The 18,614-nt window shown below is 32.5% G+C and carries 17 protein-coding genes, 1 pseudogene and 1 riboswitch; of the genes and pseudogenes, 13 read left to right on the top strand and 5 right to left on the bottom strand.

The window, feature by feature from the left end; genetic code table 11:
* The first annotated feature begins 135 nt into the window (after positions 1-135).
* From cobT to ACZZZT_RS07850, 6 genes are all read left to right on the top strand, one after another.
* On the top strand, positions 136-1,812 hold the full coding sequence (gene cobT, locus ACZZZT_RS07875; protein WP_463459975.1) for a nicotinate-nucleotide--dimethylbenzimidazole phosphoribosyltransferase: 1,677 nt from the start codon (positions 136-138) through the stop codon (positions 1,810-1,812).
* A gap of 35 nt (positions 1,813-1,847) precedes the next feature.
* The gene (tnpA, locus tag ACZZZT_RS07870; RefSeq protein ID WP_463459974.1) at positions 1,848-2,288 is read left to right on the top strand and encodes an IS200/IS605 family transposase; all 441 of its coding nucleotides are present in this window, start codon (positions 1,848-1,850) and stop codon (positions 2,286-2,288) included.
* Between the two features lie 315 nt (positions 2,289-2,603).
* Entirely contained in the window at positions 2,604-3,395 is a 792-nt protein-coding gene (locus ACZZZT_RS07865; protein ID WP_463459973.1) for an adenosylcobinamide-GDP ribazoletransferase, read from the top strand.
* On the top strand, positions 3,380-3,916 hold the full coding sequence (gene cobC, locus ACZZZT_RS07860; protein WP_463459972.1) for an alpha-ribazole phosphatase: 537 nt from the start codon (positions 3,380-3,382) through the stop codon (positions 3,914-3,916). The genes ACZZZT_RS07865 and cobC overlap by 16 nt, the downstream gene beginning before the upstream one ends.
* 67 nt (positions 3,917-3,983) lie before the next feature.
* Positions 3,984-4,184, top strand: a riboswitch (cobalamin riboswitch).
* A 27-nt stretch (positions 4,185-4,211) separates the two neighbouring features.
* On the top strand, positions 4,212-6,074 hold the full coding sequence (locus ACZZZT_RS07855; protein WP_463459971.1) for a TonB-dependent receptor plug domain-containing protein: 1,863 nt from the start codon (positions 4,212-4,214) through the stop codon (positions 6,072-6,074).
* 5 nt (positions 6,075-6,079) lie between these two features.
* Positions 6,080-7,150 (top strand): YncE family protein, encoded by a 1,071-nt coding sequence (locus ACZZZT_RS07850; protein ID WP_463459970.1) that lies wholly within the window; start codon positions 6,080-6,082, stop codon positions 7,148-7,150.
* A 113-nt stretch (positions 7,151-7,263) separates the two neighbouring features.
* On the opposite strand, the gene ACZZZT_RS07845 is transcribed toward ACZZZT_RS07850, so the two are convergent.
* On the bottom strand, positions 7,264-8,736 hold the full coding sequence (locus tag ACZZZT_RS07845) for a S41 family peptidase (protein ID WP_463459969.1): 1,473 nt from the start codon (positions 8,734-8,736) through the stop codon (positions 7,264-7,266).
* 244 nt (positions 8,737-8,980) lie between these two features.
* Between ACZZZT_RS07845 and ACZZZT_RS07840 the strand changes: the two are divergent.
* The 5 genes and pseudogenes from ACZZZT_RS07840 to yiaA all read left to right on the top strand — a co-directional run bounded on the left by ACZZZT_RS07840 (position 8,981) and on the right by yiaA (position 11,567).
* Positions 8,981-9,489, top strand: a pseudogene (locus ACZZZT_RS07840) (RNA polymerase sigma factor).
* A complete protein-coding gene (locus ACZZZT_RS07835) occupies positions 9,476-9,934 on the top strand; it encodes a hypothetical protein (RefSeq protein ID WP_463459968.1) in 459 nt (152 codons plus the stop codon). Before ACZZZT_RS07840 ends, ACZZZT_RS07835 begins: the two are co-directional and overlap by 14 nt.
* A 14-nt stretch (positions 9,935-9,948) precedes the next feature.
* Positions 9,949-10,476 (top strand): DUF4252 domain-containing protein, encoded by a 528-nt coding sequence (locus tag ACZZZT_RS07830; protein ID WP_463459967.1) that lies wholly within the window; start codon positions 9,949-9,951, stop codon positions 10,474-10,476.
* Between the two features lie 2 nt (positions 10,477-10,478).
* Entirely contained in the window at positions 10,479-11,015 is a 537-nt protein-coding gene (locus tag ACZZZT_RS07825; protein ID WP_463459966.1) for a DUF4252 domain-containing protein, read from the top strand.
* A 156-nt stretch (positions 11,016-11,171) separates the two neighbouring features.
* Positions 11,172-11,567: an inner membrane protein YiaA gene (yiaA, locus tag ACZZZT_RS07820; RefSeq protein ID WP_042567307.1), complete on the top strand. Its 396-nt coding sequence runs from the start codon at positions 11,172-11,174 to the stop codon at positions 11,565-11,567.
* Between the two features lie 77 nt (positions 11,568-11,644).
* Here the strand turns inward: yiaA and ACZZZT_RS07815 are convergent, their stop codons facing one another.
* The 3 genes from ACZZZT_RS07815 to rpmH all read right to left on the bottom strand — a co-directional run bounded on the left by ACZZZT_RS07815 (position 11,645) and on the right by rpmH (position 16,346).
* Positions 11,645-13,030: a S41 family peptidase gene (locus ACZZZT_RS07815; RefSeq protein WP_463459965.1), complete on the bottom strand. Its 1,386-nt coding sequence runs from the start codon at positions 13,028-13,030 to the stop codon at positions 11,645-11,647.
* 152 nt (positions 13,031-13,182) lie between these two features.
* Positions 13,183-16,038 carry a carbamoyl-phosphate synthase large subunit gene (gene carB, locus ACZZZT_RS07810; protein ID WP_463459964.1) on the bottom strand — a complete coding sequence of 952 codons (2,856 nt, stop codon included), beginning with the start codon at positions 16,036-16,038 and terminating at the stop codon, positions 13,183-13,185.
* Positions 16,039-16,184: 146 nt separating this feature from the next.
* Positions 16,185-16,346, bottom strand: coding sequence for a 50S ribosomal protein L34 (rpmH, locus tag ACZZZT_RS07805; protein ID WP_008464848.1), 162 nt, complete (start codon positions 16,344-16,346; stop codon positions 16,185-16,187).
* A 165-nt stretch (positions 16,347-16,511) separates the two neighbouring features.
* Here rpmH and ACZZZT_RS07800 point away from each other — a divergent pair, with 165 nt between their 5' ends.
* A complete protein-coding gene (locus ACZZZT_RS07800; protein ID WP_042567304.1) occupies positions 16,512-17,027 on the top strand; it encodes a hypothetical protein in 516 nt (171 codons plus the stop codon).
* A 339-nt stretch (positions 17,028-17,366) separates the two neighbouring features.
* Here ACZZZT_RS07800 and ACZZZT_RS07795 read toward each other — a convergent pair whose 3' ends face one another.
* Complete coding sequence (locus ACZZZT_RS07795) at positions 17,367-18,026, bottom strand: alpha/beta hydrolase family protein (protein WP_463459963.1); 660 nt, start codon at positions 18,024-18,026, stop codon at positions 17,367-17,369.
* 284 nt (positions 18,027-18,310) lie between these two features.
* Here ACZZZT_RS07795 and ACZZZT_RS07790 point away from each other — a divergent pair, with 284 nt between their 5' ends.
* A complete protein-coding gene (locus ACZZZT_RS07790; protein ID WP_243396761.1) occupies positions 18,311-18,613 on the top strand; it encodes a GNAT family N-acetyltransferase in 303 nt (100 codons plus the stop codon).
* Position 18,614 lies beyond the last annotated feature (1 nt).

Genomic DNA, 18,614 nt, shown 5'->3' with positions numbered 1-18,614 from the left:
TTCCAAAGCTATAGTTTATCTTTACTTATGTACTAAATTTTCAAATTGTATTAATATTTCCTTTTTTTGGAATTTGGATTTTTTTATTGGAATTTCCCACATATTTGGAATTTAAAAATTGTAATTTTATAAATTATGAGCCATTTAGATGATATATTAAAATCCCGCCGCGATACCCGACATTTCACAACCGATGAAGTTCCTGACGAAGTAATCGAAAAAGCTTTGCAGGCCGGACATTGGGCGCCTTCGGTTGGATTGACGGATGCTACGAGATATTTCATCATTAAATCGGCAGAAGTAAAAAGTGCTATTAAAGAATTATTTTTAGATTATAATAAAAAAGCCGAAGAACTCACCGATAATCCGGAACAAAAAGAACATTACAGATCGTTAAAACTCGAAGCGATTGAAGAAGCTCCAATCGGACTTATTATTGCGTATGACAGATCTGTTTTAAATCAGTTTACTATTGGAACTGTTGGCAGTAATGAGGCGGTAAAGTTTAGTTCGGTTTGTGCTGCACAAAATATTTGGCTTTCGCTTACAGAACAAGGTTACGGAATGGGCTGGGTTTCGATCCTGAACTATTATCAGTTTAAAAAAATCCTTGATTTACCTGAAAATATTGAGCCTTTGGGCTATTTCTGCATTGGAAAACCGGCAACGAATTACAACAATCAGCCGATGCTTCAGCAGTTGCACTGGAAGCAGAAATCGGAAGCTCCGGATTGCAAAGAAATCAAAAATGTGGTTGAAAGTCGTGTTTTAGATTTTCAATTAAAAACAAAAAATTCTGATGCCAAAAATGACTTTGCTAAACTTCTACAGGAAAAAATAGATTCTAAAACCAAACCAGTTGGTTCTTTAGGAACTTTAGAAACTTTGGCTTTTCAGATGGCAACGGTTTTTGAAACCTTAAATCCTAAAATTACAAACCCAAACATTGTGGTTTTTGCCGCAGATCACGGAATCGCAAATCATGGTGTAAGCGCTTATCCGCAAGATGTGACCCGCCAAATGGTTGGTAATTTTCTCGAAGGCGGTGCCGCAATCAATGTTTTTTGCAATCAAAATAATATTCAGTTATCTATTGTAGACGCTGGCGTAAACTACGATTTTCCAACAAATGCTAATTTAATCAATGCTAAAATTGCAAAAGGAACACAATCGTTTCTACACGCACCGGCAATCAGTGAAACGGAATTACAATTGTGTTTTGAAAAAGGAAAATCTATTGTTGATGATATTGCAAAAACAAATTCAAATTGCATTGGTTTTGGCGAAATGGGAATTGGAAATACCTCAACAGCTTCGGTTTTAATGAGTCTTTTAACTGGTTTTTCTATTGAAGAATGTGTGGGAAAAGGAACTGGAGTTGAAGCTGAAAAATTACTTCAAAAACAAAATATACTTCAAAAAGCAATTGATAATTATTCCGGTCAAGCCGAATTAATGCAGCAATTGGCTTATTTTGGCGGTTTTGAAATCATACAAATGGCAAGTGGAATGTTAACTGCTTTTGAAAATAAAATGATAATTTTGATCGATGGTTTTATTTGCAGCGTGGCTTTTTTAATCGCTTCGAAAATAAATGCTGATATTCATAAAAATGCTGTTTTCTGCCATTGTTCTGCCGAAAAAGCACATCAAAAATTACTTGATTATTTACATGCAAAACCTATTTTAAATCTAGATTTGCGCCTAGGTGAAGGAACAGGCTGTGCGATTGCTTTTCCTATTTTAAAATCGGCCGAAGCTTTTTTGAATGAAATGGCTAGTTTTGAAAGTGCGGGGGTTAGTAGGAAATAAAAGCAGTTTCAGTTTTCAGTTAAAAATAAAATTATATGCCATTTATTAAAGTTTACATCCATTTTGTGTGGAGTACAAAAAACAGATTTCCTTATTTAGATTCTATTGAATTACGTCAGAAAGTCTGGAATCACATTAAAGAAAATGCAAAAGAAAAAGGAATTTACATTGATTTTATAAATGGTTTTTCAGATCATTGTCATTGTTTAATTTCATTGGGAGTCGAACAAAATATTAAAAAAATAATACAATTGATTAAAGGTGAATCTTCTTTTTGGATTAATAAAAATCAATTAACAAAGGAAAGATTTGAATGGCAGGATGAATATTTTGCTGTTTCGGTTTCAGAATCGGTTGTTGACAAAGTGAGAGATTATATTAAAAATCAAGAAATTCATCACAAGAAAAAAACTTTTCAGGAAGAATATGATGAATTTATAATGAAATTTGGATTTCAAAAAATATTGAATAAATAGAATTTGGCTAAAGCCATTTCCATTATAAAATTTAATCCCCCAGATAAATCTGGGGGCTATTCAATATTGAAACCTATAATTAAATTCAATAACATTCTGCCAATCTTTATTGACAATCTACTATTGAATTGCCTCCAGATTTGTCTGGGATTATTGGAGAATTAAAATTTGAAATAAGTAAAAACAAATAAATCTGAACCAAATCAATTCTAACACAAATCCATTAATGATCTTTTTGAATAGCCCCCAGATTTATCTGGGGTTATAAAGTTTGCAATGAGAATGGCTTTAGCCAAATAATATACCTAAATATCAATGAAAAAAGAACTACATATCTTCTTTACCTGTTTAATGTTTTATACCCGAATTCCCTGCCCCAAAAACATCGATCATAATCCTGAATATTTAAATAAAGCTACTCGTTACTTTCCTTTTATAGGATGGATTGTTGGAAGCATTTCTTTTTTAACTTTCTATCTTTTTTCCTTTTTTCTATCCACAGAAACTGCCGTTATTTTTGCAATTATTACTTCTGTTTTAACAACGGGAGCTTTTCACGAAGATGGTTTTGCAGATGTCTGTGATGGTTTTGGCGGAGGATGGACAAAAGAAAAAATCCTGATCATTATGAAGGACAGTGCTATTGGCGCTTATGGGGCAATTGGTTTAGTTTTACTTTTTTTATTAAAATTCAAATTACTTTCAGAAGGCATTTTGCTTTTTACTACTGATAATGCTCATCTTCTTATTTTCCTTTTGTTTATTTCGGCTCATTCTTTAAGTCGTTTAGCTGCAATTTCGATCATTTTTACGCATAAATATTCGCGTGATGATGCTTCGAGCAAAAGTAAACCAATCGCAAATAATCATAGTTGGAAAGAAGTTTTCGGTGCTTTCTTCTTCGGATTAATTCCTTTGTTGGCACTTGCTTTTTTTCAGTATAAAATTTTATTTGCGATAATTCCAGTTTTTCTAACCCGTTATTTTTTGGCTCGTTATTTCCAAAAATGGATTGATGGATATACGGGAGATTGTCTTGGCGCAACGCAACAGGTTTGTGAAGTTATTTACTATTTAAGTATTCTTTTTTTATGGAAGTTTATCTAGTTCGCCATACCGAAACTATTTGTGAAAAAGGAGTTTGTTACGGACAATCAGATGTGGCTATTGCTGAACCTTTTGATTTGGTTTTCGAAAACATCATTTCGCAATTACCTGCTGAAGCCATTATATTTTCGAGTCCGTTGAAAAGATGTTCTATTTTAGCAAAACACATTCAAAAAAGAATAAAAACTATTTCTTATCAGGAAGACAAACGATTGATGGAAATGAATTTTGGCGATTGGGAAATGAAAAACTGGAATGATATTCTGTCCGAGCAACTGAATCCGTGGATGGAGGATTTTGTTAATATTCCGGCTTCAAACGGAGAATCTTTTGTTGAATTACATAAAAGAGTTGGTCAGTTTTTATCAGATCAAATTTCAGAAGAAATAAAACAGCCAATAGTTATTATTTCACATGCCGGCGTAATTAGAAGTATTTTATGCCATCATACTTTTTTACCCCTAAAAGATGCTTTTACTAATAAAGTAGATTTTGGACAAGTAATAAAAATAGTACTTTAAAGGTCGTTTTGTTTAGAATTTGATATAAAAAGTGAAACAAATTTGAAAATTCGATGATTTTAACTTTATCTTTGCGCCAAATTAAGGTTGTGTTTAATTAAACACATTAAAAGGGAATCAAGTATAAATCTTGAGCTGTTCCCGCAACTGTAAGCTTAGTTCTATAATGAATGCTTATTGTTATCTACAAACCACTGCTCGCCCCGGCGGGTGGGAAGGTAAACAATAAGACGCAAGCCAGGAGACCTGCCTTTATAACAAATATCGAGCTCTCGGGAAAAAGAGTTTAGAAATTATGACTTTAAAAAAACGTTTTGCATTTTGTTTTCTGTTGTTGTGCCAATTCATTTCGGCGCAAAATGACTCTATTACAAAACTTAAGGAAGTTATTGTTTCTGATGTCAATCTAAAAAAATACTCCAGCTCACAATCGGTTCAGGTTTTAAATGATTCTGTTATCAATAAAAATCAGCCTTCCTTAACTTCGCTTTTAAACTATAATACTGTTATTTATTTTAAGGAAAACGGTTTGGGAATGACTTCGGCTCCCTCTTTTAGAGGAACAACAGGAGCGCAAACTGCTGTTATCTGGAATGGTATAAATATAAATTCCCAGTTTTTAGGTCAGGCAGATTTTAATACTATCGGAACAAGAGATTTCAATTCTATAACTGTAAAAGCCGGAGGCGGAAGTGTTCTATACGGAAGCAGTGCCATTGGTGGAAGTATTCACCTAAATAATGATTTACGATTTAAAAAGGAATTCTCAAATCAGGTATTTTTTAGCTTAGGAAGTTATAATACTTTGAGCGCCAATTATCGTACTATCGTTGCATCAGATAAATATAGTCTTCAGATAAGTATTTCCAGAAACAGTTCTGATAATGATTTTAAATATCCGGGCAATACAAATCAGAGAAACACAAATGGTGAATACTATAATACTAGTATGAATACCACTTTTGGTTATAAAATTGATTCTAAAAACACATTAAAGGCTTATAGCCAGTTTTACGATTCTGAACGTCATTTTTCTTTGACTTCTCCTAATGGTTCCAAAACCAAATATGATGATTTTAATACCCGAAATTTATTAGAATGGGAAAGTCTTTTTAATCGTTTTACATCAAAATTGAAAATTGCTCATATTGGAGAATCATATAAATACTATCCTAGTATTACTTCGGAATTATTCACTTACGGAAAAGTTGAAACTTCTCTTATAAAATATGATTTGGCGTTTGATGTAAATGATAAGATTAAACTAAACTCGATTGTAGATTATAATCGTAATAAAGGATATGGATCGAGTATCGATAACGTAAAAAGAGAAATAGGCTCTGCGAGTATATTATTAAGTCATTCATTAAGTGACAAATGGGATTATAATGCGAGTATTCGTCAGGAAGTAACAGACAATTACGGAAATCCATTTCTTTTTTCGTTTGGAACACGTTATCAGTTTACTGACTTTTACCGTGTAAAAATAAATGCTTCAAAAAACTTCAGAATGCCTACTTATAATGATTTGTTTTGGGAAGGAAGCGGTAATCCTGATTTAAAACCTGAAACTTCTTATCAGGCTGAAATTGGCAATGAATTTTTTACCAAAGATTTTTCAGTATCAGTAACGGCTTATTACAATTCTATTAAAAATTTACTGCGTTGGGTTCCTTCACAAGGCGGCGGAGATATGTGGTCTCCTGAAAATACAGACAAAGTAAGGGCTTACGGTGCTGAAGTAATTTTAGAATGGAAACCAAAAATAGCAAACAATAATTTTACAATTAACGGAACGTACGCCTATACAGTTTCAGAAAGCGAACAATTGATTGCAGGTGAATTAATTTACAAGCAATTGATATACGTTCCTTACCATAAACTGACAGGATCTGTCTCCTACAATTGGAAAAAATTCTCGTCTTATTTTCAGTATTTATATAACGGAGATGCCTATACAACACCTTTTAATAATCCAGCAACTAAGGTTAAAGATTATAACGTTGGGAATGTTGGTGTTGACTATGATTTTGGCAAAAAGAAGAGTTATAAACTTGGATTTCAAGTACTAAATGTTTGGAACGAAAATTACCAGCCTGTTACAAGCAGACAAATGCCCGGAAGAAATTATTCTATATACATAAACCTTAATTTTTAAATACCATGAAAAGATTCAATAAACTATTTTTAGCTGTCCTAGTAAGCTCAGCATTTTTTGTGTCATGTAGCAATGATGATGACAATACTCAAGAGGCACGCGGTGATTATGATGGCGGATTATTTATTGTTAACGAAGGTAATTTTGGAACTCCAAACGGCTCTATTTCATATTTATCTGATGATTTACAAATCGAAAACAATGTGTTTTCATTAACAAACCCAGGAAAAGTAATCGGAGATACTCCTATATGTATTGTTTTTAATGGTGATTTGGCTTATATAGTGGTAAACGCATCAAACAAAATCGAGGTTGTTAACAGATATACTTTTAAAAGCGTTACCACAATAACTACAAATCTAAACAATCCGAGATTTATTGCTTTTGCAAACGGAAAAGGATATATCACTAACTGGGGAGATCCGCTGGTTACTACAGATGATTATGTAGCAGTACTTGATCTTGCTACAAATACTATAAGTTCTTCATTAATTTCTGTTATTGAAGGTCCTGAAAAAATTATTGAAAATGCCGGAAAACTGTATGTAGCACACAAAGGTGGTTATGGCCAAGGAAATTCATTAACAGTAATTAACTCTGCTACTAATGCAGTTGTAACCAACTTTGAAGTTGGAGATGTACCAAGTGCATTGGTAAAAGACAATGGAACTTTATATGTTTTATGCAATGGAAGACCTTCTTATGCCGCACCAGAAACTGCAGGTAAAATTGTAAAAGTTAACCTGAGCAACAATACTATTGCATCAACACTTAGTTTCCCAGATGTAACACATCCTGGTTTTATGGATATTAATAACAGTAAAATATATTATACTGTAGACAGTAATGTTTATACAACTTCGACAACTTCTACCGCATTACCAACTGCTGAGATATTTAAAGCTGCAAAAGTTAGTACACTATATGGTTTTGCTGTGAAAAACGACAATATCTACATCGCAGATGCTGGAAATTATCAAGATCCTGGAAAAGTGTACATCTATTCTTTAACAGGAACACTTACTAGCGAACTTGGCGTTGGGATATTGCCAAACGGTTTTTACTTTAATAACTAGTAAAATAGCTGGAAGATATTTTCAGAATAATCTATTACTTTATTTTTTTTATTTTTTTGGAAAAAAAGGCTTTCATTTCTGAAAGCCTTTTTTATATCATCTATTTTAATCTCTTATCTTAATGCTTTTAGAAATTCTTTTGGAGCAGTTTCTAAATACATTTCATTTCTTACACCGTTTATTTTTTTGGAATCGCTAAAATAAGGTAAAACTAATTCTTTATCGTCCTGAATTCTTTTTGCTGTTACACCGGTAATTTTAGATATCGCTGTAGCCAGGAAAGGTTCGTTTGTTTCTCCTAAAACACCGTAACTGGTTACGAATTCCTGTTGTAAATAAGTAGGTGTTAAACCGCTTGTATAATCTCCAAAATCTTCTGAATTGGCAATTTTTAAAACCAATGGCTGCATGGCATATTTATGATTTGGATTTACTTTAGAATTTTTGTCCAAAGTTGGTGAGTCATAAACTGTAAAAGAACCAACATTTTTACCAATTGTTGTTTCACCAATCTGCACAACATTAATATAAGGTTTTAATCCGTTTATAACCAATTCACTTGCAGATGCCGTATTATCCGTAGTTAGAACATATACCGTTGTTAGGTTTAAACTATTTAAACCAGCATCAGCGCTATTTAAAAATTTAATATTTAAACGCTCTAAGCCCTCCGCATCCATTCCTGCCATTGATTTAATGTTGTATTGTATTTTTGAGAAAATCTTACCTCCAAACTGACCTGTAATTAAACTTGCCAAAAGTGTTGCGCTGTTAATAGAACCTCCGCCATTATATCTTAGATCTAACACTAAGTCAGTAACGCCTTGTGCCTTTAATTCTCCAAAAGCATCATTTAATCTGGCGTCATAGTCCCGATAAAAGCCATTATACATCAAATAACCTATTTTATGACCGTTTGAATTTATTACCTTATTAATTAAAATCGGGTTTTCTTCTAAAGTTGTTTTTGTTAAACTAACAGATTTTCCGTTTAAAACAAATGCCGATCCATTATAGTCAGCAAAATTCAAAGTGTAGCTTTCACTATCCAGCAATAAAGCTTCGTAGTTTGAAACTGTTAACTTAGTTCCGTTTACAGCAGTAAAAAAATAACCTCTTTTAACATCTTTTGTTGATGCATCAGAATTAGCAATAATATAGCGCACATAACCTACTAAGTCATTAGATCCTTCCGAAACTCTGGTAAGCCTGAAATCAACTCCATTGTTTTTACTGATACCATTAAGTTCCTGTTCTAAAACAGTATAATCATCAACAATCCAGCTAAAACGATCAATAGCATTAATTGGATATTTGCTCACGGGTTTATTTAATAGATCTTCAAATAATTCCTCTGGTTTTGAATAGCCCGCTAAAAATGAATTACGGGCATCTGTATTTGCAAAACGATCATCAGCTAAATTAGGTACATCAGCCTGCCACAGATAAACTTCATTTAATCCTCTCCAGATAAAATCGTTTACCTGCAAATCAGAGGGTGCGGCAACATCATCCTCATCTTCGCAGGATTGCAAAGAGAAAGCTAATAAAAAAATTAGCAGGACACTTCTTAATATTGTTTTCATAAAAATATGTTTCTATATTCTATTAACGTAAAAATACTATCTTTAGTTTTAACATTTATAAGTTTGTTGTTTTTTTCTAATAAAAAAATTTCAATACTGTTGTAACAAAAATAATTGTGTCTCGTCTTGACTATATAAACGCTCTATAAAGGTTTGTTTATAAAAATAAAGATTGGCTAAAAATTTACTGTAAAAGATTAAATATTTAGTCCTCTCTAACCAAAAACCAAAAAAGTAACCACAGATGAACCAAATTGTGTTTATAGAATTAATTAATCCTTTTAAAGACAAAGTTTTTCGTCTGGCAAAAAGATTACTTACCAGCACCGAGGAAGCTGAAGATGCAACTCAGGAAGTAATGGTGAAATTATGGAACAAAAAAGATAATCTCGATGCTTATAATAGTATTGAAGCCGTAGCAATGACAATGACAAAAAATTATTGCCTGGATCAATTAAAATCTAAAAGAGCCGGGAACCTTAAAATTGTACATAATAATTTTACCGACAGAGAACCGCAATTAGATAAACAATTAGAAGACATTGACAGTTTAGAATGGGTAGAAAAAATAATGAGTCAGCTGCCGGAACAGCAGCAAATATTAATTCAGTTACGCGATGTTGAACAATATGAATTTGATGAAATTGCGAAAATTGTCGACATGAATGAAACGGCTATACGAGTAGCGCTTTCGAGAGCGAGAAAAAAATTAGAGAATCAATGCTTAATACACACCGTTATGGAATTAAATAAAATAGAAGATATATTAGAAAAATACTTTCAGGGAGAAACTACTATTGCCGAGGAAAAAGAATTAAAAGAATATTTTTCTTCACCGAATGTTGCGCAGCATTTAGAGCAATACAAACCAATGTTTGGTTATTTCTCTCAGGTAAAACAACAAAAATCAACGCAAAATATTCCACTAAAAACTAAAAAACGAAATTTGACGTGGCTATCAATTGCAGCTTCTGTTGTTGTTTTACTGTCAATTGGAACCTATTTTTATGTAAGCGAAAAAAATACAGCTCCGGTTGTAGCGCAATCAGAATTAGGAACCTATGATGATCCGGAAGAAGCGCTGAAAGCAACGCAAAAAGCTTTGGCCTTATTATCAAACAATGTTAATGTAGGTATTGAAAGTGTACAATACATTAAAGAATACGAACAATCAAAAAACAAAATTTTTAAACAATAAAAAAATCAATCAAAATGAGAAATTTAATTATAACACTAGTTTTCACATTCGTTACCACTACTTTTTATGCACAAAGTGCATTTGATAAATATGATGGTCAGGACGATGTAACCTCTGTAATTGTAAACAAAAAAATGTTTGATTTAATGAGTAAGGTAAAAGTTGATGCTTCAGACAAAGAAATGCAACAATATATTAGCCTGATCAAAAAACTAGACTATTTAAAAGTATTTACAACCAAAAACCCTAAAATTGAAGCCGACATGAAAGCTTCTGCAGATAAATATATAAAAACTGCAGGTTTAGAAGAGTTAATGCGAGTAAATGACAGCGGAAGAAATGTAAAAATATTAGTAAAATCAGGTGCCAGCGACACTCAGGTTAAAGAATTACTGATGTTTATTGACGGTGCCAAAAACGAAGAAACGGTCTTATTATCTTTAACCGGTAATTTTGACATAAACGAAATCTCTGTACTTACAGATAAAATGCAGCTTCCCGGAGGTTCTGACTTGAAAAAAGCGTCTAAAAACAAAAAATAATCATGAAACTAAACGTTTTTACCTCAGCCATTTTAGCATTAGTAACTTTAATAAGTTGCAATTCTGAACCTTCATTACAAAAGTATTTTGTAGAAAACACAGAGAACAAAGATTTTATTGCCCTTGATGTTTCGCCAAGTATTTTAAACTTAGAAAAAGCAAAATTATCAGCCGAACAAACAGAAGCTTTAAAGTCTTTTGACAAAATGAATATTCTGGCATTCAAGGCAAATGACAAAAATCAGGCACAATTTGAAACCGAAAGAACAAAAGTTAAAGCTATTTTGACAAATCCAAAATATCAAAAATTAATGTCTTTTGGATCAGGTAAAGACGGGGCTTCAATAAGCTATGTTGGTACTGACGAAAACATAGAAGAATTTGTGGTTTTTGCCAATAGAAAAGAAAATGGTTTTGCAGTAGTACGCGTGTTAGGAAAAAACATGAATCCAAACAATATTATGACGTTAATGTCTGTTTTGAAGGAATCAAATATAGATATGGAACAATTAAAGCCTTTGCAGCAATTGGTTAAATAATACATCCTTTACTTACTTTAAAAACAAAAAAAGCTCCATAATTGGAGCTTTTTTCTTATAATATTTGAAAGATTAAACTTAATAATATTCAGTACTCTTTTATTTAAAACTGAAGTGAATTTAACTATATTTGTTACTTAACCAAAAATATTAAATATGGTACAAAAAACATCGAATGCCTTTATTGCAGCATCTTGGGTTGCACTTGGAGCCGGAATGATCGGATACATTGTTGGTCTAGCCAGAGCCGAAATGCTTTTAAACGAAAAAGGATATTATTTTACTGTTCTAATGTTTGGTCTGTTTGCTGTAGTTTCACTACAAAAAAGTGTAAGAGACAGACTTGAAAAACTTCCGGTAACAGATATGTATTATGGAATTTGCTGGTTTGGAACTCTTTTGTCAATTGTATTATTGGTAATTGGACTTTGGAATGCAACAATTCTACCAAGTGAAAAAGGTTTCTATGCATTTGCATTTTTATTAGCGTTGTTTGGCGCTATTTCAGTACAAAAAAACACAAGAGATAATATGTCATTTTCTAATGAATAATCTTTTGAAATTATAATTCAAATAAAAACCAACTTCCAAGTTAAAACGAAAAGCTCCATAATTTTATGGAGCTTTTTTTATTTACTGCTTTTTGCTTTTTCATATCGCATTTTTAAACCTTCTAAGTAGGGCGCTTTTTGCTCTTCTGCTAATGCAATTGATTTTTCAAAATTAATTAAAGCCAAATCCTTCTTACCATTGAGCTCAAGCATGTCTCCATACGCCAGATAACTCATTGGAGATCTAGGATATAAAACCGTATTGCTTTTTAATATTGACTCTGCTACAATAGGATTCTTTTGGATATTTTGAGAACCAAAAAAATTAATATCCCCTTCACTAAATAGATTCAAATCATTGCCTTTGGTAAAAATCTGAAGTATTTGTTGATCTATTTTTGTAATATCACTTTCTGAATAGGATTGGGTTTGTTTATCAAGAATATCCTGTAATTCACTATATATGTTTTTTGATTCTGATGCTTTTTTATTTCTGTAAGTTTCTGCAGCTTGACTTGCTAATTCAACAGCTTTAGAATAGGCACTTTCTCCAGAAGTTTTTATTTCCGGAATAACCCCGGTTCCTTCCCAACTTGTTTTGGTTATCGGATTTATGCCCATACCTGTCGGAATAAAGATTTCTAAATCAGGATTTATCTTGAAAACATCACCTGGATTCGCAGCACCTCCAGTAACTTTTCCAACTAATGTAGCTCTTTTTTGACTTTGCATATTATAACTAAATTCCTCAGCTCCCGAAAAAGTTTTTGAGCCGGTAATTATAAATAAAGGGACATCAATCATTTTCTTTCCATTTACTTCATGAGTAATAGCTTCATCTTTTCGATTTCCTTGTCTAAAATAAAGCGTATTAGTCAATAAATTACTCTCCAGAAAATAACTACATAAATAATTTACCGTTTTAGGATTACCACCACCATTATCCTGCAAATCAATAATTACAGCATCTGTATTTTTTAAGAGATACATATATGCATCAATAGTTTTAGTAGTTTCAGCAAGAAAAAAGTTGATGTTTAGATAACCAATATTTCCATCAATTATTTTTACCTCTTTAAAACCATTGGCTTGTTTTCGAATATCTGTGTGTATTTTTAAATAACTTTGATAGTCATTATTTAAATTCTCATGCTCTTTTACAGGAGCAAAAGCAGTCCAAACGCCCAAATGTTTATCATTATTAACAACTCTGATTTCTTTAGTTAAGGCATGCGCGAACGAATCAAGTAAGTCATATTTTTTAAACTTCCCTTCCTTTAAACTTTTATTCAAATGGTTGGCTATTAATTCGGCTTGATCAGGAAAAACGTAATTTTCCTGTAACAATAAATCAATTTTACCGATAGTTTCTTTTTTAAACTTTTCATTTATTTTTTTCTGTGCAAACACATCAACATTAAAGAAACTAATAAACAATAAAATATAGATGAAAAATGATTTCATATTTTCCTTTAGATTTAGTTACAAAAAAATCAGAATTGAATTTGATACTTATCAAATATAGTTAAATATTTCATTATCAAATTCAACCTAAAAAAGGTCATAAAAAAAGCTCCATAAATTATGGAGCTTTTTTTATATCACAATCTGAGTTCTTATTTACTCAAATACATTTTTCTTCTAGAGTACAATTCGTAGAATTGATCGTCTTTTAAGTCATCAATAAACAAGATACTTTCTCCTGTTGATTTCATTTCTGGCCCTAATGCTTTGTTTACATTGTGGAACTTGCTGAAAGAGAAAACCGGCTGTTTAATCGCATATCCTTTCAATTGCGGATTAAACTTAAAGTCAGTTACTTTATTGTGTCCTAACATTACTTTTGTAGCGTAGTTTACATAAGGCTCTCCGTAAGCTTTTGCAATAAACGGTACCGTTCTCGATGCTCTTGGGTTTGCTTCGATAATATAAACCGTATCGTCTTTTATCGCAAACTGAATATTGATTAAACCAACAGTTTTCAGCGCTCTTGCGATTTTCACCGTATGATCTTTTATTTGCTGCATTACGAATTCTCCTAAGTTAAAAGGAGGCAAAGTAGCATTACTATCTCCAGAGTGAACTCCGCAAGGTTCGATATGCTCCATAATTCCAATGATGTAAACATTTCCGTCAGCATCACAAATGGCATCAGCTTCTGCTTCGATTGCTCCGGCTAAATAATGATCCAGAAGTAATTTATTTCCTGGAATTGTTTTCAATAAGTTGATAACGTGCTCTTCTAATTCTTTTTTGTTGATTACAATTTTCATTCCCTGACCTCCTAATACATAAGAAGGACGAATCAATAATGGAAAATCTAAAGTGTCTGCAAGTGCAGAAGCTTCGTCAGCTGTTTCAGCGATTCCGAATTGTGGGAAAGGAATATGTAATTCTCTCAATAAATCTGAGAAACGTCCTCTGTCTTCCGCTAAATCCAGTGCATCAAAACTAGTTCCGATGATTTTAACTCCGTATTTAGATAATTTTTCAGCCAATTTCAAAGCTGTTTGTCCACCTAACTGCACAATTACACCTTCTGGTTTTTCATGCTGAATAATGTCATAAATGTGTTCCCAGAAAACAGGCTCGAAGTATAATTTATCAGCTGTATCAAAATCTGTCGAAACCGTTTCAGGATTACAGTTGATCATGATGGTTTCGTAACCACATTCTTTTGCAGCCAAAACTCCGTGCACACAAGAATAATCAAACTCAATTCCTTGTCCAATTCTGTTTGGTCCTGAACCAAGAACGATGATTTTCTTTTTATCTGTTACAATACTTTCGTTATCTACATAACGCTCGCCGTTTGCTTTTTCTATTTCTGCCTCAAAAGTTGAGTAGTAATAAGGTGTCAATGCTTTAAACTCTGCCGCACAAGTATCAACCAGTTTAAACACACGGTTAATATTTTGATCCATTCTTAAAGTGTGAACTTCACTTTCAAGACAATTCATCATGTGCGCGATTTGTCTGTCGGCAAAACCTTTTTGTTTCGCTTCAAGCAATAACTCTTTTGGAAGATTCGAAATTTTATAGTTCGAAATTTCTTTCTCTAAAGTATAAAGCTCTTCGTATTGTTTTAAGAACCACATATCGATTTTTGTGATTTCATGAATACGGCTCAACGGAATTCCCATTGCGATTGCATCATAAATTACAAAAACACGATCCCAACTTGCAAAAGTTAGTTTCTCGATAATTTGTTCGTAGTTTTTATATCCTTTTCCGTCAGCTCCCAACCCATTTCTTTTAATTTCTAAAGATTGAGTCGCTTTGTGTAATGCTTCCCGGAACGAACGTCCAATTCCCATTACTTCACCAACAGATTTCATCTGAAGTCCTAAAGTTCTGTCTGCTCCTTCGAATTTATCGAAGTTCCAACGTGGTATTTTCACGATTACATAATCCAAAGTTGGTTCAAAAAGAGCCGAAGTAGATTTTGTAATTTGGTTTTGTAATTCATCAAGATTGTATCCTAAAGCTAGTTTAGAAGCAATTTTAGCAATTGGATAACCCGTTGCTTTTGATGCTAAAGCAGAAGAACGAGACACACGAGGATTAATTTCGATCGCTACGATATCTTCTTTTTCATCTGGTGAAACTGCAAATTGTACGTTACAACCTCCCGCAAAATTTCCGATACTACGCATCATTAAGATCGCATAGTCACGTAATTTTTGGAATGTTGTATCAGATAATGTCATTGCCGGTGCAACTGTAATCGAATCTCCGGTATGAATTCCCATCGGGTCCATATTTTCGATCGAACAAATAATTACAACATTATCATTTTTATCTCTTAAAAGTTCTAACTCATATTCTTTCCATCCCATCAAAGCTTTGTCAATCAAAACTTCGTGAATTGGTGAAGCTTCAAGTCCACGTGTTAAAAGCTCATCAAAATCTTCTTTTTTGTAAACAATTGCAGCTCCTGTTCCTCCAAGCGTAAACGAAGGACGAATTACAAGCGGGAAACCAAATTCCTGAGCAATTTCTTTTCCTTCTAAGTATGAAGTAGCTGTTTTTGCAGGCGCAGTTGGTACATTAATTCTTTCTAAAAGCTGTTTAAACTGCTCTCTGTCTTCGGTAATATTAATTGCGTTTACGTCAACTCCAATTAATCTTACTCCGAAATCCTGCCAGATTCCTTTTTCTTCAGCTTCCAAACATAAATTCAACGCTGTTTGTCCTCCCATTGTAGGCAAAACGGCATCAATTTGTGGATGTTCCTTCAGAATTTCAATAATCGATTTTGTAGTTAATGGTTTTAGATAAACATGATCGGCCATAGTTGGGTCGGTCATAATTGTCGCTGGATTTGAGTTTATCAAGATAACTTCAATTCCTTCTTCGCGAATAGAACGTGCAGATTGAGATCCGGCATAATCAAATTCGCAAGCTTGACCAATAACAATAGGTCCTGACCCTATTATTAAAACTGATTTTATTGATGTGTCTTTAGGCATTTTATTTGTATTGTGTAGTTATATATGGTATTTCAAAAATGATCTGTAGTACATTAAAAACTAGAATGTTGCAAGTTTTTTTACTGACAAGGTATAAAAAAAGGCGATACTAAAAAAGTAACGCCTTATTTATGTTTATAGAAACATTATTTTTTGTGTCTAGGTTCGCTAGAAACAGTTAATTTATGTCTTCCTTTTGCTCTTCTACGCGCTAGAACTTTTCTTCCATTCGCAGAAGCCATTCTGTCCATAAATCCGTGCTTATTTCTTCTTTTTCTTTTCGATGGTTGAAATGTTCTTTTGCTCATTGCTTTGTATCTTTAAAATGGTGTCTAATATCTCTTTTCTGTTTTTGAATATCGTTATTCGAAAACCGAGTGCAAATATACAAAGACTTTTTTTCCCGCAAGTACTTTAATAAAAATATTTTTAATTCATTTTACTATATTTGCAATCACAAATATACATCTATTATGTTTCACAAAAATATTAAACTTATTTTGGCCGGACTTCTTGTAGTTGCTGGCATTTGGCAATTTACAGAAAGTAATATCGGAAATGGAATTTTCCTTATTTTACTTACTGCAATTCCGATTTTTCTTTACTTTAAAAACGAATTCATCCTTTTAGCCTTCCTTAAATTAAGAAAACAAGACTTTGAAGGAGCTAAAAAATGGCTGGCATACATTAAAAATCCCGAAGCAGCATTGGTTAGAAAACAACAAGGATATTTCAATTACCTTCACGGAATCATGTTATCTCAAACCAATATCAATCAGGCTGAGAAACATTTCAAAAAAGCTATCGAACTTGGACTATCAATGGATATGGATTTAGCCGTAGCTAAATTAAACCTTGCCGGAGTTGCCATGTCACGCAGAAGAAAGCTTGAAGCAACTAATTTATTGAACGAAGCTAAGAAACTGGACAAACAAGGTATGTTGAAAGAGCAAATCACAATGATGAAAGAACAAATGAAGAAAATCTAGATTTCTTTAAATTACGATATCATTTTTAAATTACAATATCAAAATCCCAAATTCCAATTAAATGGTGTTTGGGATTTTTTTTATTTTAGATTTCTGAGTTTAGATTTTAGATTTTTCTTCTATTGGAAAGAATACCGTTTAGTTTGTCATTTCGACCGAAGGGAGAAATCACACTCGTAACTCTACAAAGATTGGCGATTTTGATTGCGGAGTTTCTTGCGGAGATCCCTCGTTCCTCGGGATGACAAGATTGCGAGTAATAACTTTTCGCGTAAATCTTTGTCAAAGTTTAAAACTTTGACAAAGATATCGAACCGCCAAAAAATTGGAATTTTGGAATTAATCTTCCAATATAATTGATGGCAAATTCTCATTAAGCCATTTGTATTTATTAAGAATCATAATATGAGTTCCGCCTTTTACGATAATGCAGCTTTTAATATATTTTATAGGAAAAACTTCGTCCTGATCACCATGAATATGAATTATATTTTCATCGATTTGATTCCTATCCCATAAAATCACATTTTCGACTGCCCATTGTAAATACCGAATATCGCGCATGGCAAGAAATTTTTCGTACAATTTAATTCGTTTGTTGACTTTTTCTCCAAAGGAATATTTTGCAAGATTCTCGATATTCAGAATCAATTTCATCGGAATTAATTTGTAGGCTTTTGTAGTTTTGCCAATTTTCATTCTTCTCGGAAATTCTAAATTGCTTCTAACGCTCGAAATAATTATAACCTTCCGGACATCAATATGTTTTGCCATTTCCTGAACCAGAATCCCTCCAAAAGATACTCCAATTAAAACTGGATTTTCATGTTTAATGTTTTTTGTAATTCGAAGTGCATAATCAGACAAGGATTCCTTTGGCTGTGGAATTTCCCATTCCAGTAAACACATTTCGAAAACAGATTCATCTAAATTGATTCTTTCAAAAATAGTCGAACTTGCAGCCAAACCAGGCATAAAATAGACAGGAATTTTACTCATTAGTTCAGAAATTGTAGCTTTTAAATTTATTCTAAAATTACTTTTTTTAGCAATATGCACAACAAATCTTACGCCATAATTACAAATTAAACTTATTTAAATTACAAAAAGTAAGTAAAGCCTGAGAAAACTGCATCTCCAAAAAAATAATTTAATATTGAGAATCAAATGATTACCTTTGTAATCTAAATAACACATGTTAAATATCTTTTTAAGGAGTTTTATATGAGTTATTTGCGCCCACCATTTCTATTATTTTTTTAACCCTACAAGAACAACTAATTATGGAAACTATTGACATTATGGAAATCAAAGACAACACTTTTGCAAGACAATTTGAAGCCATAACCCCCGAAGGATTGCTTTCTGTTGAATATTCGTTTCAGGAAAAGAAAATTTTTTTAACCAAAATCAATACTCCCGAAGGGTTTGACAACCAAGCTTTAATTGACACCGTACTTAAAAGCATCATGGAAATCGTGGTAGAAAAGAAATTTAAATTAATGCCTATTCACCCAAAAATTGTACAGTTCATCAAAAAAAATCCAAAATATAAAGAATTACTTCCTCCGGGAATTAGGATTTAAT

This window comes from Flavobacterium sp. AC274 (genome assembly GCF_979258275.1).
This window is presented reverse-complemented; position numbering and strand designations above follow the sequence as displayed.

Excerpts from the sequence above, each read along its gene's own strand:
- cobT (WP_463459975.1), top strand. The coding sequence starts at position 136 with ATGAGCCATTTAGATGATATATTAAAATCCCGCCGCGATACCCGACAT.
- tnpA (WP_463459974.1), top strand. The coding sequence starts at position 1,848 with ATGCCATTTATTAAAGTTTACATCCATTTTGTGTGGAGTACAAAAAAC.
- ACZZZT_RS07865 (WP_463459973.1), top strand. The coding sequence starts at position 2,604 with ATGAAAAAAGAACTACATATCTTCTTTACCTGTTTAATGTTTTATACC.
- cobC (WP_463459972.1), top strand. The coding sequence starts at position 3,380 with ATGGAAGTTTATCTAGTTCGCCATACCGAAACTATTTGTGAAAAAGGA.
- ACZZZT_RS07855 (WP_463459971.1), top strand. The coding sequence starts at position 4,212 with ATGACTTTAAAAAAACGTTTTGCATTTTGTTTTCTGTTGTTGTGCCAA.
- ACZZZT_RS07850 (WP_463459970.1), top strand. The coding sequence starts at position 6,080 with ATGAAAAGATTCAATAAACTATTTTTAGCTGTCCTAGTAAGCTCAGCA.
- ACZZZT_RS07845 (WP_463459969.1), bottom strand. The coding sequence starts at position 8,736 with ATGAAAACAATATTAAGAAGTGTCCTGCTAATTTTTTTATTAGCTTTC.
- ACZZZT_RS07835 (WP_463459968.1), top strand. The coding sequence starts at position 9,476 with ATGGAATTAAATAAAATAGAAGATATATTAGAAAAATACTTTCAGGGA.
- ACZZZT_RS07830 (WP_463459967.1), top strand. The coding sequence starts at position 9,949 with ATGAGAAATTTAATTATAACACTAGTTTTCACATTCGTTACCACTACT.
- ACZZZT_RS07825 (WP_463459966.1), top strand. The coding sequence starts at position 10,479 with ATGAAACTAAACGTTTTTACCTCAGCCATTTTAGCATTAGTAACTTTA.
- yiaA (WP_042567307.1), top strand. The coding sequence starts at position 11,172 with ATGGTACAAAAAACATCGAATGCCTTTATTGCAGCATCTTGGGTTGCA.
- ACZZZT_RS07815 (WP_463459965.1), bottom strand. The coding sequence starts at position 13,030 with ATGAAATCATTTTTCATCTATATTTTATTGTTTATTAGTTTCTTTAAT.
- carB (WP_463459964.1), bottom strand. The coding sequence starts at position 16,038 with ATGCCTAAAGACACATCAATAAAATCAGTTTTAATAATAGGGTCAGGA.
- rpmH (WP_008464848.1), bottom strand. The coding sequence starts at position 16,346 with ATGAGCAAAAGAACATTTCAACCATCGAAAAGAAAAAGAAGAAATAAG.
- ACZZZT_RS07800 (WP_042567304.1), top strand. The coding sequence starts at position 16,512 with ATGTTTCACAAAAATATTAAACTTATTTTGGCCGGACTTCTTGTAGTT.
- ACZZZT_RS07795 (WP_463459963.1), bottom strand. The coding sequence starts at position 18,026 with ATGAGTAAAATTCCTGTCTATTTTATGCCTGGTTTGGCTGCAAGTTCG.
- ACZZZT_RS07790 (WP_243396761.1), top strand. The coding sequence starts at position 18,311 with ATGGAAACTATTGACATTATGGAAATCAAAGACAACACTTTTGCAAGA.